Source organism: Methanohalophilus sp. (assembly GCF_030156785.1).
GTDB lineage: Archaea > Halobacteriota > Methanosarcinia > Methanosarcinales > Methanosarcinaceae > Methanohalophilus.
The window spans coordinates 57135-72055 of record NZ_JASGLW010000007.1 but is presented as its reverse complement, the minus strand read 5'-3'; the positions used below and the strand labels follow the sequence as shown (position 1 = coordinate 72055).

16 protein-coding genes are annotated in these 14921 nt (G+C 40.8%); 9 read left to right on the top strand and 7 right to left on the bottom strand.

The genetic code is table 11. The features are described from left to right. Positions 1-225: 225 nt before the first annotated feature. The gene (locus tag PWQ49_RS05310; protein ID WP_300608736.1) at positions 226-639 is read left to right on the top strand and encodes a hypothetical protein; all 414 of its coding nucleotides are present in this window, start codon (positions 226-228) and stop codon (positions 637-639) included. 78 nt (positions 640-717) lie between these two features. Here PWQ49_RS05310 and PWQ49_RS05305 read toward each other — a convergent pair whose 3' ends face one another. Next, positions 718-1224 carry a hypothetical protein gene (locus PWQ49_RS05305; RefSeq protein ID WP_300608734.1) on the bottom strand — a complete coding sequence of 169 codons (507 nt, stop codon included), beginning with the start codon at positions 1222-1224 and terminating at the stop codon, positions 718-720. Positions 1225-1238: 14 nt separating this feature from the next. Further along, on the bottom strand, positions 1239-1643 hold the full coding sequence (locus PWQ49_RS05300) for a DUF22 domain-containing protein (protein ID WP_300608797.1): 405 nt from the start codon (positions 1641-1643) through the stop codon (positions 1239-1241). A gap of 209 nt (positions 1644-1852) precedes the next feature. Here PWQ49_RS05300 and PWQ49_RS05295 point away from each other — a divergent pair, with 209 nt between their 5' ends. Further along, on the top strand, positions 1853-2017 hold the full coding sequence (locus tag PWQ49_RS05295) for a 4Fe-4S binding protein (RefSeq protein WP_300608732.1): 165 nt from the start codon (positions 1853-1855) through the stop codon (positions 2015-2017). Further along, positions 2014-3282, top strand: coding sequence for an NAD(P)/FAD-dependent oxidoreductase (locus PWQ49_RS05290; protein WP_300608731.1), 1269 nt, complete (start codon positions 2014-2016; stop codon positions 3280-3282). The genes PWQ49_RS05295 and PWQ49_RS05290 overlap by 4 nt, the downstream gene beginning before the upstream one ends. 232 nt (positions 3283-3514) lie before the next feature. Here PWQ49_RS05290 and PWQ49_RS05285 read toward each other — a convergent pair whose 3' ends face one another. Beyond that, entirely contained in the window at positions 3515-4111 is a 597-nt protein-coding gene (locus PWQ49_RS05285) for a Maf family nucleotide pyrophosphatase (RefSeq protein ID WP_300608729.1), read from the bottom strand. Between the two features lie 110 nt (positions 4112-4221). On the opposite strand from PWQ49_RS05285, the gene cofG reads away from it, so the two are divergent. From cofG to PWQ49_RS05255, 6 genes are all read left to right on the top strand, one after another. Next, complete coding sequence (cofG, locus tag PWQ49_RS05280; protein WP_300608727.1) at positions 4222-5205, top strand: 7,8-didemethyl-8-hydroxy-5-deazariboflavin synthase subunit CofG; 984 nt, start codon at positions 4222-4224, stop codon at positions 5203-5205. Positions 5206-5219: 14 nt separating this feature from the next. Beyond that, positions 5220-6299: a 5-amino-6-(D-ribitylamino)uracil--L-tyrosine 4-hydroxyphenyl transferase CofH gene (gene cofH / locus PWQ49_RS05275; RefSeq protein WP_300608725.1), complete on the top strand. Its 1080-nt coding sequence runs from the start codon at positions 5220-5222 to the stop codon at positions 6297-6299. Beyond that, positions 6296-7366 carry a 7,8-didemethyl-8-hydroxy-5-deazariboflavin synthase subunit CofH gene (gene cofH, locus PWQ49_RS05270; RefSeq protein ID WP_300608723.1) on the top strand — a complete coding sequence of 357 codons (1071 nt, stop codon included), beginning with the start codon at positions 6296-6298 and terminating at the stop codon, positions 7364-7366. The genes cofH (PWQ49_RS05275) and cofH (PWQ49_RS05270) overlap by 4 nt, the downstream gene beginning before the upstream one ends. Next, entirely contained in the window at positions 7363-8019 is a 657-nt protein-coding gene (cofC, locus tag PWQ49_RS05265; protein WP_300608721.1) for a 2-phospho-L-lactate guanylyltransferase, read from the top strand. Before cofH (PWQ49_RS05270) ends, cofC begins: the two co-directional genes overlap by 4 nt. A gap of 285 nt (positions 8020-8304) precedes the next feature. After that, positions 8305-8478 carry a 4Fe-4S binding protein gene (locus PWQ49_RS05260; protein ID WP_300608719.1) on the top strand — a complete coding sequence of 58 codons (174 nt, stop codon included), beginning with the start codon at positions 8305-8307 and terminating at the stop codon, positions 8476-8478. Continuing rightward, positions 8475-9674 carry an NAD(P)/FAD-dependent oxidoreductase gene (locus PWQ49_RS05255; protein ID WP_300608717.1) on the top strand — a complete coding sequence of 400 codons (1200 nt, stop codon included), beginning with the start codon at positions 8475-8477 and terminating at the stop codon, positions 9672-9674. The genes PWQ49_RS05260 and PWQ49_RS05255 overlap by 4 nt, the downstream gene beginning before the upstream one ends. Before the next feature lie 8 nt (positions 9675-9682). Here the strand turns inward: PWQ49_RS05255 and PWQ49_RS05250 are convergent, their stop codons facing one another. From PWQ49_RS05250 to PWQ49_RS05235, 4 genes are all read right to left on the bottom strand, one after another. Further along, the gene (locus tag PWQ49_RS05250) at positions 9683-11119 is read right to left on the bottom strand and encodes a TrkH family potassium uptake protein (protein WP_300608715.1); all 1437 of its coding nucleotides are present in this window, start codon (positions 11117-11119) and stop codon (positions 9683-9685) included. Between the two features lie 15 nt (positions 11120-11134). Beyond that, complete coding sequence (gene trkA, locus PWQ49_RS05245; protein WP_300608713.1) at positions 11135-12469, bottom strand: Trk system potassium transporter TrkA; 1335 nt, start codon at positions 12467-12469, stop codon at positions 11135-11137. A 238-nt stretch (positions 12470-12707) separates the two neighbouring features. Beyond that, positions 12708-12839: a hypothetical protein gene (locus tag PWQ49_RS05240; protein ID WP_300608711.1), complete on the bottom strand. Its 132-nt coding sequence runs from the start codon at positions 12837-12839 to the stop codon at positions 12708-12710. A gap of 12 nt (positions 12840-12851) precedes the next feature. Next, a complete protein-coding gene (locus PWQ49_RS05235) occupies positions 12852-14855 on the bottom strand; it encodes a cation:proton antiporter (RefSeq protein ID WP_300608709.1) in 2004 nt (667 codons plus the stop codon). Positions 14856-14921 lie beyond the last annotated feature (66 nt).

Below are 14921 nucleotides of genomic sequence, written 5' to 3'. Positions count from 1 at the left end.
TAAATGCAAGAAACGATGTTTTTGCTTTATTCCTTCCTTCTAAGGGATTGGGATTTCGTTCAATTGGGCGTTTTTTAGGTGAAAGTCATATTTCTATTCAAAAATGGATTCGAAAAATCTCGATGAAACCCAACATATTTCCACGCATAACTCTCTCTTTTCAGATACAATTAAGTTGTATCATATTCTATTATCCAGCATAGATGAACATGGGGGTTTTTAGTAATGGCTAATGAAAAGGAAGCATTTTTAGAAGGAAATACCTTTGCCGTAGTCACAGATGGTAGCAAACCTGCGATGAAATGGGTTGTGGATGAGTTTATGAAAAGAGGAAAAAAGGTAAGTGTAATAAAGGTCTCAGCTGGAGATGCTGATGTTTCTGGAATTCCAGATTATGTTGAAAAAATTATCATTGGGGTAACGGCCATTGATCCGGCGGATTTAATAATCCCTTTGCGTGAAAGAGGATTTAAAAATTTTTGGATTCACTGGCGCACGGATACTCCGGCCGTACGGGAAATGTGTGATGAAGAAGGTATCACCTGCATAACGGGAAAATGCCCGATGATGTATCTGGGTAAGGATCTCAGTATCCATGGATTGCACAGGGCAATTGCAAAATTAACTGGCAATTATTGAAGGGTTGAAGCTCTGTCCACCGTTCAGACTTTGGTTTTAGTAGTAGTTTGCTCCACACCCTCCAAAACTTTTTAACACTCAGGCAGTTTTTTGGGAGTAATATTTTTTAATCTCCTCACCGCATTTTGAACAGGTGATAATAAGCCAATCTCCGACTTCTTCCTTTGAGTAACTATCAAAAATAGATGAACCACAACTCGGGCAAACATAGTATTTTTTGAAATAGTAGTGGTAGAAATCAATATTTTCTGACAGCCACTTGAGAACAGATTGCATACGTTCAAAATAGCGTTGTCGTGAAGGAGATTCAGTATTTTCAAGCTTAATGCCAGCCTTCTCAAGGGTGGTATTCACGTATTTTTTTGAATTTTGAGTAATTTTCTTGTAATCGGAAATATATTTAGAAGTACTGCTCAGATACTTAAGATAACCTTCATGAGATTTTGGTTTTGATTTGTTGTGTATTGTACGAAGAAAATATTCGCCCATCACGTCTTCCATCACATCCGCACATGTGGTGCAGATATTGTAGCCACTGTATATCTTGTAATCTTGTGGTTCCCCACAAATAATGCACTTATCCAATCAGTATGGCCCCCTTATTTGAGTATAACAGGCTCAACTGCATCTCGTGTGAACATTATTGGGAATATGTTGAGTACGCCAATCAACTCTCCTTCACGGACTTTGCCTGTTTCCTGAGCAAAAACGTATGCATAGTGAATATGCCGTGGTTTTTCAATGACAGAAGTTCCCTCTTTTAAACCTACTTTAACAGTGGACACTACATTGTGATAAGTGAATGCGCATGGAATAACAAGAGTTTCGGGACCAAGTGTTATTTCTTGAACTCTGATCTTTCGATACTCGCCCGCATGTATCTCAATGTCTTCATCAGAAATAATCATTTCCCACTTGGCACGGGTAGCTATAGTAAATTCGTAAGGAGAAGCTCTTACTTTTTTCGAAACAACTTTGCCGTTTTGGCGTGAAACTACATATATATATCTTTTGTAGACATTTTATCACCATTGAGATATGTTGGTAGTTGCCATATATAACTATTATCATCATTTATAATTAACAATATGTTCTGTAAATTGTGTTACCAATTGAATGTAGAAAATATTAATAGGGATGCTAAATGTTCAATACCCATAATATGCTCCATCAAAAGAGAGTATTTTGAACTCCACAATGAAGAGGGAACCAAGTGAAAGTTACTGAAAAGTGTGTAGGATGTGGACAATGCACAGCAGTATGCAAGCAGAATGCTATTGTGATGGCAGGGGGTAGAGCTCATATTACAGATGCCTGCACCAACTGTAAGATTTGCATGCTTTACTGTCCAATGAAAGCTATCGAGGATGGAGAATGAAAGTTGCAATCGTAGGAGCGGGATTGGGGGGGCTTTTAACCGGCGCCTCTCTTGTTAGGGATAACCATGAAGTAGACATTTTTGAACGCCTTCCAATATATGGCGGACGTTTTACAAACATCGATTGCAAAGGTTTCAAATTGTCCACGGGTGCACTTCACATGGTCCCGCATGGTCCGGGTGGCCCTCTGGCAAAGCTCCTACGGGACGTGGGAGCGGATGTTGAAATAGTACGCTGTAATCCAATGGCGGTTATTAGGGTTCCAGCAAGCCGCAAAGATGACAATTATTACAAAGGATACAAAGACATTCCCTTCAACAATTTCGGAACACAGTTTTCGTTGTGGAACAGGATTAAGTTGTTTTTCCTTCTCGCAACGACAAAACGAAATCCACCAACTGGAGTTACATTTGAAGAATGGATTAACCGAAATTTGAATGAAAGCAATGCCCGTAAAATTGCAGATTCTTTTTGTGGCTGGGCGCTTAGCCTGAGAAGCAAGGACGTTCCTGTGGAAGAAGCATTTTCCATTGTCAGGAATTTGTACCAATATGGCGGAACCGGCGTTCCAATCGGTGGATGCAAGGGTATCTCGGATGCGCTGGCAGATGTCATTCGTGAAAACGGAGGAAAGCTTCACCTTAAATCCGAAGTTGAAGAAATTCTTGTAGAGAACGGCACTGCAACCGGCGTTATTGTTGATGGCAAAGAATACCTTGCCGACCTCGTGATAAGCGATATCGGTCACCTACAAACCTCTCAGCTCTGCAAAAATAGCGACCTTAATGAGGATTACGTCAAAAATGTAAAAGACATCAAATCCTCTGCAGGCGTCAAAATATGTCTTGGAGCAAATGAACCGCTTATAGGACATAGTGGAGTGCTTCTTACGCCATTCTGCCGGCGTGTGAACGGAATCAATGAAGTTACAAATATTGATCCCGGGCTTGCTCCTCCGGGAAAACATCTTGTCATGGCGCATCAGTGCGTAAGCTGGGATCGTCTTGGGAATCTCGAAGAAGAAATCAATATGGGATTAAAGGATCTGGAGGAACTGTTTGCAGGAAAGGATTACGAAGTCTTGCTCGTTCAGTCCTATCATAACGGCTGGCCTGTAAATCGGGCTGCTTCAGGCTCTGATCCAGGAAATAAGACTCCTGTGGAGAACCTCTTTGTCGTAGGCGATGGTGCAAAGGAGGAAGGCGGAATTGAGATAGAAGGCATTGCACTTGGCGTTATGAACACTTTAAAACTCCTGCAATGATCTTACCGATTCAAAGCAAAAGAACATCTTTGTAGAATACATTCCAAAATTGGCGAAATCGTCATGAAGAAACTTCTCTCGGAAATGGGGCTTATCCTTCAATGATCGTGTGAATAATTATCCTTTTCATACCGAATCGCTCTTCCGATTGTTGAAATGATGGATTTACTGGATTTCCATATCTGATATACTACATATACGGGAAATGGATTATAAGGGACAAAACAGACCGTTACTCCAGCGGAGTCGGACCCAGAACATTGATCCCGATTTGCATGAGCATTTCAGAAAGGGTAAATAAAGGCAATCCGACTACATTAAAGTAGTCTCCTTCAATACGTTCAACTATGGCAGCTCCTTTGCCCTGTATGGCAAATGCACCAGCCTTGTCTATAGGCTCCTCTGAAGTCACATAACTGGCAATCTCGTCATCGGATAATTGCTTGATAAAAACGAGAGTTGAAACCGTGTCCTTCAATTCTTTTCCGTTATTCACATCAATCAAAACAAGCCCTGTAATAACCTGCACTATCTGACCATTAATTAGCTTCAACATCTGTTGTGCCTGCAAATTCGAATTCGGCTTTCCGAGAAGCTTACCCTCGCATAAAACCATACTATCTGCGGAAATTACTACTCCTTTCTGTAACTTTTTAGCAACATCGTGTCCTTTTTGGACAGCATGATGCAATACGAGTGATTCAGGATCCATATCCTCAATTTCGGATTCTTCATATGAGGGTACAACTACTTCGAATGAATCTCCGATTAATTGGGACAATAGTTCCTTCCGGCGAGGAGATCCTGATGCGAGAATTATACATCGCATACTATGCAAAAATCTCTCCTCATATAATAATGGTATATCGGGAAAATAAAATTCTCCGACGAAACTTGCATTAAACTTATGTACAAAAGCTTTCAATTCACATTCAATCCATGCCAGAACATGTCACATTCGCACGTAACGTTTTCATTCCGGTGACAAATATTTGTAGGAACAGGTGTGGCTATTGCACATTCCGCAGGGATCCGAATCACCCTGAGGCGTGCCTTATGGCAGAAGATGAAGTCAGATCAATACTGCAAAGCGGTGTAAGTGCCGGATGTACCGAAGCACTTTTTGTTTTTGGGGAGTACGCCGAAGAGGTTCCAGAGTACCGGCAGATGCTTGCGGAACTGGGCTATAGTTCCACTGTGGATTATGTTTACAATCTTTGTGAAATGGCAATAGAAATCGGCATGCTTCCCCACACCAATGCAGGCATTCTTTCCTATCAGGAACTTGAAAAACTAAAACCTGTTAACGCCAGCATGGGGCTTATGCTTGAAACCGTGTCGACTCTGAAGGCTCATGCAAATTCCCCGGGAAAAAAACCCGACATCCGGATACGCATGATTGAAGATGCAGGGAAATTAAAAATTCCGTTTACTACAGGCATTCTTGTGGGAATCGGTGAGACGAAAGACGACAGGATAGCATCTTTGCAAAAGATTGCGGAAATCCATGAAAAGTACGATCACATACAGGAAGTAATTATCCAGAATTTTATGCCTAAACCTGGGACTGAAATGGAAAATAATGCACCTCCAACAAAGAAAGAAATGATGGAAACAGTCAGGTTTGCAAGGAAAATTCTTCCTCCGGATGTGGAAGTGCAGGTAGCCCCAAACCTGATAGATCCTTACAGTCTTGTGAAATGCGGAGCAGGTGATCTGGGAGGTATATCTCCTACAACTATAGACTGGATTAATCCTGAAGCAGAGTGGCCTGATGTGGAAAAACTCAGGAAAATGTTAAAAGGTCTACCATTAAGGGAAAGATTATCAATATACCCTAAATTTATAAAGAAGGAATGGTATGGGGAAAAATTGGATGTCCTCATAAGATCTCTTGCGGATAATGAAGGCTACAGAGCTTAAAAGGAAGGAAAATAATGGAACAAACTATCCCCCAGGATATAATTGAAAGGGCATACTCAGGTACTGCAACCAAAGAGGATGCCATGAAGCTGCTTGAAGTACCTCTATTTGAGTTGCTTTCCTTTGCCGATGAGTTGAGACAAATTGCTGTCGGTGATAAAGTCTCATATGTTGTAAACCGCAATATCAATTTTACAGACAAATGCTTAGGAAATTGTGGATTCTGCGCATTTAAACATCAAGAGAATTACTTCCTAGGGGTGGAAGAGATCCTGAACAAAACAAAGGAAGCAAATGATGCAGGTGCAACTGAAGTTTGTATTCAGGGTGGCTTGCTTGAGAAACCGGATATTGGTTTTTATCAGAAAATCCTTAGTTCCATCAAATCCAACTTTCCGGACATGCACATCCACGCATACTCTCCTATGGAAGTATATCATCTTTCAAAAGCCAGTAACCTTTCTGTTGAGAATACTCTAAAGCGACTCAAAAATAGCGGTCTTGATACAATGCCCGGAACCGCAGCAGAAATTCTCTCGGACAGGGTTCGCAAGATAATTTGTCCTTCCAAGCTTCCCACCCGAAAATGGATTGATGTTGTCACAACCGCCCATAATCTTGGAATACCGACTACTGCAACAATGATGTACGGGCATGTGGAGACATGGGAAGAGCGTATTGATCATATTCTTATAATCAGGGATATACAGCAAACAACCGGCGGATTTACAGAATTTGTGCCCTTGCCTTTTATGCCATACAATAATCCCATAGGGGAGCAGATGATAGCAAAGGGGGAATATGCAACAGGAGGTATTACGGATCTCCAGATCTATGCCCTGTCCAGAATCCTCCTGAACACACATATCCCGAACATACAGGCAAGTTGGGTGAAACTCGGCAAGAAGCTCGCACAGGTTGCACTGAACTGTGGTGCCAACGATCTTGGCGGAACACTGATGGAAGAAAAAATATCCAAATCCGCAGGTGCAACTAACGGGGAAAGCATCTCAGTTGTGGAACTTGAATGGATTATTAACACTGCTGGCAGAAATCCTGTCCAGAGAAACACATTATATGAGAGTGTCATATGATTGATGATGAAATAAAAGAGCGTGCTTATGCCGGTAAAGCCACAAAAAAAGATGCTTTTGAAATTCTGGAATTGAATCCCTTTGAGATATTTAATTTTGCAGACGAATTGCGAAAAAAAGAGGTTGGAGACACTGTAACTTATGTTATAAATCGTAATATCTATCTTACTAACATGTGCACGGCAAAGTGTAAATTCTGTTCTTTTAATCAGGATAAAGGGTATTTAATGAATATCCCGAATATCCTAAAACAAATTGAAGAATCTCAGGATTTGGGAGTTATTGAGGTTTGTATTCAGGGTGGTTTTCTTCCAGATATTGATCTTGAATATTATATCGACATAGTTGGTTCAGTAAAAGAAAGGTTCCCGGAGATAACCATTCATGCTTTTTCACCCATGGAAATATACAATGCAGCCCGTATTTCGGGACTGTCATTAAATGAGGCATTCCAAAAACTTAAGGATGCCGGCCTTGATACCCTTACTGGAACCTCTGCAGAAGTCCTTTCCGACAGGGTAAGAAAAATAATCTGTCCTTCAAAAATAACCACTGAACAATGGATAGAAACCATAATGAAAGCCCATGAAACCGGACTTTCAACAAATTCTACAATTATGTATGGGCATGTGGAAACCTGGGAAGAACGCATTGATCATATTCTGATTATAAGAGATATTCAGCAAAAGACAGGACGTTTTACCGAATTCGTACCATTACCATTCCTGCCATATAATAACCGAATAGGTGAGGAGATGATGGACAAGGGAAAGTATGCAACAGGTGGAATCGAGGATTTGAAATTATATGCTATTTCACGAATATTGCTTCATACACATATTCCAAATATTCAGGCAAGCTGGGTAAAATTGGGTAAAAAACTCGCGCAGGTAGCACTTAACTGCGGGGCCAATGATTTGGGTGGAACCCTGATTGAAGATCAAATAACCATGGCTTCCGGCGGTACAAATGGGCAATGGCTACCTCCGGAAGAGATCGAATGGCTTATTAATCAGATTGGCAGGACCCCTACAAAACGTGACACCTTATACAGGGAATTCAAATGAGAGCGGTTATTCCATACAAGAAAAAAAATGCCAAATCCCGGCTTTCAAATGTTATGACAAAAATCCAGAGGGAAACATTTGTTGAGCTTATGCTAAAGGATGTCATTGGATCTATGAAAGAAGCTGGCATTACAAACATTGATATACTCACGCCGTCTCCGGAAGAAGTTGAAGACGGACTTGGAGTATCTGTAATCGAGGATGAAGCCGACCTTAATGAAGCTCTCAATAGCTACCTCGTTTGTCAAAATGAACCGGTTTTAATAATTATGGCAGATCTGCCTCTTGTCAGGCCAAAACACATCAGGGAAATAATTTCAAGTGATGAAGAGATTGTTATTGTTCCGGGAAAGGGAGGAGGTACCAATATTCTTTATATTAGGAGACCTGACATATTCCGAGTCAAGTACTATAATTCAAGTTTCGAGAATCATTGTAATATTGCCAGCCAGCTGGGACTTTCCCTTGCAAAATACGATTCATTTCTGGCCAGTACCGATATTGATGAACCCAATGATATTGTTGAATTGATATTACACGGTAAAGGGCTTGCCAGGGAATATGCCAAAAATAATTTTGTAAAGAAGGAAGGTGGCAACGGAAGAGTAAAGTATTATCCCTTGCAGCATTCACAGAAGTTCTTATCCAGTTAATGTGATTCTTTTCCCCTATTATCTTCCAGTAAACAATTGCAGTTAAATCATAAGGCAGCAGAAGATCTAAATCTGTATCCTTCACATCTTGGAATCGATTATCGTCTTCAAAGTACCTATAAATATTTGAGGAAATATCTTATAAATCGTCAGTGCGTAAGAAGGCAAAGAAACTGTCCTATCTGCCGTATATGATAGCGGTGCCAAAACGATATATATATGAATCTTGAAGTACATTAGGACTTAGTTACACCTCAGTTTTTAGAGATTGGACATGGTGATTGGATGAGCATTAGCATAAATAGGTACAAATGCGGCTATTGTGGTGCATGTGTTGGAGTATGTCCTTCAGGATCACTTGAACTTGTAGAGACATGGATAGAAGTTGGTAAATCTTGTACCAGTTGTGGAATATGTGCAAAGATATGTCCGGTTGGCGCTATTGAGGTGAAACGTTGAAAGACTATTATGACATGGTTGTTGTAGGTGCAGGTCCCGGCGGATCCATGGCTGCAAAATATGCCGCAGAAATGGGATTGGATGTCCTTCTCATTGAAAAAAGGCAGGAAATAGGTGACCCTGTCCGATGTGCTGAGGGTGTTGCAAAAATTGCACTCAAGAATCATATTGAGCCAGATCCCCGATGGATTTGTGCAGATGTAATTGGATCCCGTATATTTTCACCGGACATGACGATGGTGGAAATGAACGAAGAGATGTCCGGCGGAGAAGTCGGTTATGTACTTGAAAGAAAAGTCTTTGATCGAGCACTTGTAGATGCCAGCGCAATGGCTGGAGCTGAAGTCATGGTCAAGACACGGGCCACTGATCTAATAATCGAAAATGACACTGTCTGTGGCGTAAAGGTAATGCATCTGGGAGAAGAATACAAAATCAGGTGCAAGATTGTTGTTGGTGCTGATGGAATGGAATCCAAGGTTGGCAGGTGGGCTGGAATTAATACTGCCTGCAAGCCATCAGACATGGAAACATGCGTACAATATCTTGTCACAAACATTGATATTGACCAGAATTTCTGCTATTTTTATCTGGGAAATGAAATAGCTCCTGCAGGATATGTTTGGGTATTCCCTAAAGGTAATGGCACAGCCAACCTAGGTGTTGGAATTCTGGGAAGTCGTTCAGAGAAGAAAAAAGCTATTGATTATCTCAATGAATTCAAGGAGAAACATTTTCCTGAAAGCAAGATAATTGAGATGGTGTATGGAGGGGTGCCGGTTAGCGGACCCATCGAACGGACAATTGCAAACGGTCTGATGTTGGTAGGAGATGCTGCAAGGCAATCTGATCCAATAACTGGCGGCGGAATAATTAATGCAATGGATGCTGGTAAGATTGCGGCAGAAGTTGCAGCCGAAGCCATTAAGAAAGGAGATTGTTCCATAGCTAGTCTGCAGGAATATGAAAAGAGATGGCGTGCAACAATTGGTGAAGATATAGCCTTTAGCTTGAAAGTGAAGAATACGTTCATAAATTTCAGTGATGATGACCTTAATTCACTTGCACGGTCAATTGAAGGAATTGCCATCCATAAAATAACAATCAAAGAGCTTCTGACTGCTCTTTTCAAAGCAAATAAGAAATTGCTCTGGAATCTGCGCGGTCTGATTAAGGAAACAAAACAGAAGAAATAACTAATGCTTTATTTGTTCCAGAATGCCGGTGTGAAAACTACAAGAACCGTAAATACCTCAAGTCTTCCTATCCACATATTGGTAATCAGGATACACTTTCCAAAGGCTGGGATTATGTCAAAATTTTGCATAGGTCCAACTAGTGCAAATCCTGGGCCGATATTTCCCAGCGTTGCGATGGAAGCACTCATTGAAGTTACAAAATCCAGTCCCATTAGAGACAGGAGAATCGAGCTGATAAAGAATATAGAAAAATAGAATATCATGAAAGATATAGTTGCCTGCATTACATCATCGGGTACGACTTTGTTGTTAAAACGAATAGGTTTTACAGCCTTTGGATGAATTACCTTAAAAAGCTCTTTTTGTGCATACTTGAACAAAAGAAGGAATCTGACAACTTTCACACCACCTGCTGTTGATCCTGCACATCCACCAATAAACATCAGGGTAAATAACACAATTTTAGCAGAATCTGGCCACTGGTTGAAATCAACAGTTGCAAAACCAGTAGTTGTCATTATTGAAACTACCTGAAAAATGCCATACCTAAAAGAATCTGAAATTGAATATACTCCAGTGGAAAACAACATATATGCCAGAATGAGAAATGCACACACAATCAAAAAGAAATAAAACCTGAACTCCTGATCTTTCAAAAGGCTTTTTCGATCAATATAGAGTGATTTGTAATGGAGCGCAAAATTAGCACCTGCAAAAAACATGAAGAGAGTAATAATACCTTCAACCAAAGGATCTCCAAATGCAGCCACACTTTCCCCTTTTGGTGAAAACCCTCCACATGCCATCGTTGAAAAGGTATGGGTGATGGCATCGTAAGGGTGTAACCCCACAATCGTCAGGGACGCAAATTCCATAAGGGTCATTACAAGATAAACCATCCAAAGGATCTTTGCTGTTTCACGGATCCTTGGTTTTAGCTGGTCCTCCTTTGGACCCGGGACTTCAGCACGGAAAAGCTGTCTTCCTGCAATTCCCAAGTTCGGAAGGATAGCAATGAAAAGCATAATAATTCCCATGCCGCCCAGCCATTGGGTCAGACTTCTCCAGAATAAGAGCCCCTTGCTATGACTTTCAATATCTGTAAAAACAGTAGCTCCAGTGGTTGTAAATCCAGACATGGATTCAAAGAAAGCATTTAATGGAGGCAAACCCTCAAAAATATATGGAAGCGACCCAAATGCTGCCGCGAGAAGCCATCCAAAAGCAACTATTAAAAAACCTTCGCGTAAGTCCCATTCATCATTCTCCCTTTCCAAAAAGATAGTCAAACAGAAAGCCGTCAATATCGTTATCATAATAGGAAGTGCAAAGGTGTTCGGTGATTCGTGGTAGTAAAACGATACCATCAGTGGGATGGCCATGAAAGCGCCTAATATCCAAAGAATGAATCCTAATGCTCCAAGAACTACCTTATACTTCAAATCAATCACTTCATTTCATTTGAAGAGTTTTTCAACCTCATGGAGGACAGAGGGAAGAGAAAAAATCAATACATGATCACCGGCTTTAATAACATAATCTCCTCTGGGGACATGTGTTTCATTCCCTTTCACTACCATGCTTACAATGGCACCACGCGGGAACTGGACATCCTTGAGAGGAGTGCCCTCAATTCTTGAATTGGGAGAGACTGTATACTCTATAATTTCAACTTTCTCACCCTCAAGTGTAGTGAGTGCCGCAATTCCTGTACCCATTGTCAGTTTTAAGACTTCGTTAACAGTAGCTTCCTTTGGACTTGCAGCTCTGTCAACACCCACCATTTCAAAGAGAGGAACATAATCGTAATGATCTGCACGCACGATTACTTTTTTTGCGCCAAGTTGTTTTGCTAGAAGGGCACATAATAAATTTTTTTCATCACTACCAGTGACAGAGATTACAACATCCATGTCTCCGATCCCCTCTTCCTTAAGAAGGTTTAGATCTGTCCCATCTCCTCTTAAAACAAGTATGTTCGAAAGTTCTTCCGCGATATATTCAGAGCGCTCTTTGTCCTTCTCTATAAGCTTAACTTTCAAGTGTGTATGCTCCAGAAGTTTAGCAAGATAGAAGCCAACTACACCTCCTCCAATGATCATAATTCGGCTTTTTTTCCTTCCGATTTCGCCAAAGAGTGCTGGGATCTCCATCATTGAGTTGGATTTTCCCATTATAACCATGTGGTCTCCTGCAAGGATTACATCATCCCCATGAGGAATTATTAATTCAGAGTCACGGAACAGGGCACTTAAAATACAACCTTCCGGAAGATCGAGGTCTTTGACTTTTTTTCTTACAAGTTCGTTGTCTTTTTTCACAACAAACTCCATCATCATAACTTTACCATCAGCAAATCGTTCTGTGTCAATTGCTGCAGGAATAGAGAGGATATCTGCAATCTCAGATGCAAGGGATAATTCGGGACAAACCATTACATCAATACCAAGCTGGGTCCTTTTTGCAACAGGACTGTCGATATAATCAGGGTTACTGACCCTTGCCATTGTCTTAAAATTTGGATTTGACTGCATGATCAGTTTGGAAGCCATACATGATACGATATTAACTTCGTCTGACCCAGTGACTGCTACAAGGAGATTAGTATTAGGAAGGATTTTCCTGAGAATTGCAGCATTTGCACCATTCCCACGAATTACCTGCACATCCAATTCATCAATTCTAAGGCAGGCATCTTCATCATTTTCAATGACTACAATATCGTTATTCTGGTAGAGTGAACTGGCAATATGATAGCCAACCTCACCGCCACCAATGATAATGATTTTCATACGACTTCCTCAATCCAACCTTGGATAATATTATAAACACATTGTTAAAGGTTACCGTAGCATAAAGCAGCAGAAAGCTATAATTTGAAAGAACTGATCGCGGATTTACGACAATTAAAGGAATGTATAATTGTGGTAAAATACCATCGGAAAAGCTAATGAAGTAATGGTAGATCACTTTAAGAAAAAGATTGCAAAAATGCAGTTTGATAAGAGATCTACGATTCTTCCATGAGTTTCATGAAGATGCCCTATTTGAGGATTTTAAGGTTGTGGTGTCCGTATAGAGTAAAGTAATCTGCCGTGACGTCAGAACCTTAGCCTCTTTGCGATCCAGTTTTTCTATTATCGTATTTAATGAACGTTCCATAACCAAACCCCTTTAGTTGTCATCCACATTCACAAAAAGATCCCCAAATTGTTCCAGCTTTTCATGTTTTCCCATTAGCACAAGAATATCTCCTTCGAGCAACTTTGTATCACCGTCAGGACTGGTTATAACATCAAGTCCCCGCCTTATCGCAAGCACGGTAACTCCAAATTTATGTCGCAAATCCAGATCTTTTAAGGTCTTACCAACAACCTCTGATCCCAGCGGAACTCGTAGGGAAACAATGTCAACATTAGGTATATCAAATTGCATATCAGCCAAAGATATAGGTTCTGAGGATAGACTACGCAACATTTCGTAACTGTCTGACCTTACATCAGCTATAAATTGCTTGATTTGGTCTTCTGGAATAAGATAGCGACGAAGTAACCTTACGAATATTTCCACGGAAGTTTCAAACTCTTCTGGAATAACCTCGTTTGCACCGAGTTCGTAAAGCGGCTCAACTTCCTGAAGATAACGGGTTCTTGCAATAATGTGAATGTTAGGGTTCATAGAACGTGCCATCCATGTTATTCTTCTTGTAGCAGGAGCATCCGAGATTCCAATTACCATAACCTTTGCGGTGTTGATTGAAGCATGCTCAAGTACCGATTCCTGTGATGCATCACCATAGAATATACGATGTCCTGCTTCAAGTCCATCCCTTACGCTCTGCGGATTACTCTCAATAACGACGTATGGGATGCCCGCAGCTTTGGCAGCTTTTGCTACTGTCCTTCCGTTAAATCCAAATCCTACAATAATCAGGTGACCCTTGAGCTGAACATTTTTATCCGGTAGAAACGACAGTTTGTTCGACGACAGACCATTTTTAAGAATTGGGGGAATCGGTAATTTCGCCACAAGGTCCGCAACACGCGGGGAAATTGCAATTGCAACCGATGTTGCTGCCATTGTAAATATTGAAATATCCAGAAAGATCTGATAAGTATGTACGTCAAGAAGTCCGGCATCAAGGCCGAATTTTGACAGGATAAATGAAAATTCCCCTACCTGCGAAAGGGCAATACCTGTAAGAACAGACGTTCGCATAGGGTATCCCATCATTGATGATACAAAACCTGCGATGAAAGATTTAGCCAGCATTACGAGTATTGCTACAAATATAATCAAAAAAGGTCTCTCCAGAAAGAAACCCACATCTAGCAACATTCCTACTGATACAAAGAAAAAACTCAGGAAAATATCTCGAAATGGCAAGATGTTGCCGAGAGCCTGATGACTGTACTCGGATTCGGAAATAATCAGCCCAGCAAGAAAGGCACCTAGTGCAAGGGACAGGCCAATACTCGCAGTGAGTAATGCAACAGAGAGACAAATTACAATAATGCTTAGCATAAAAAGTTCAGGGTTTCGTGTTTTTGTGATCTGGAAAAGGAGATATGGGACAATCCATCGTGAAGCAACTATGACCAGTAAGATGATGGCAAATGCCATTGCCAGTATCTGAAGAATTGCTCCAATTCCTGTTTCTCCCGTTCCTGCAAGAATGGGTGTTACAACAATCATTGCAACCACAATTACATCCTGGAAAAGTAAAATTGAAAGAATATTCTTCCCGTGAAGAGAGTGTAATTCAGCACGGGTTTGCAATATTTTGAGTACAATTGCAGTACTGCTCAGTGATATCAGGAATCCAAGGAATACTGCTTCGTTATACGAATATCCAAGTTCTAGTGACGCTATAGACGTGACTGCGGCAGTAATTGCGACCTGAAGGAAGCCACCAAGGAAAACCACTCTCTTCATTTTCCATAAATCCTTGATAGAAAGTTCTACACCAATGCTGAAAAGAAGGAAAATTATACCGATCTCTGCAAGGAGTTCAACTTCCTCAACCGCATCAATCAACCCCAATCCATAGGGACCAACAAGAACACCGGTAAAAAGAAAACCTACAATTATTGAAAGGTTAAGCTTGTGGCATACATACAAAGTTGCAATTGACAATCCGAATATTATTAATATATCATTTAGAAGAGGCGCTTCCATAAATAAATCCTTAACTCAAATATACAGAAACAATCTCAAATAAGTTTGCATTAGCTGCAGCATTCG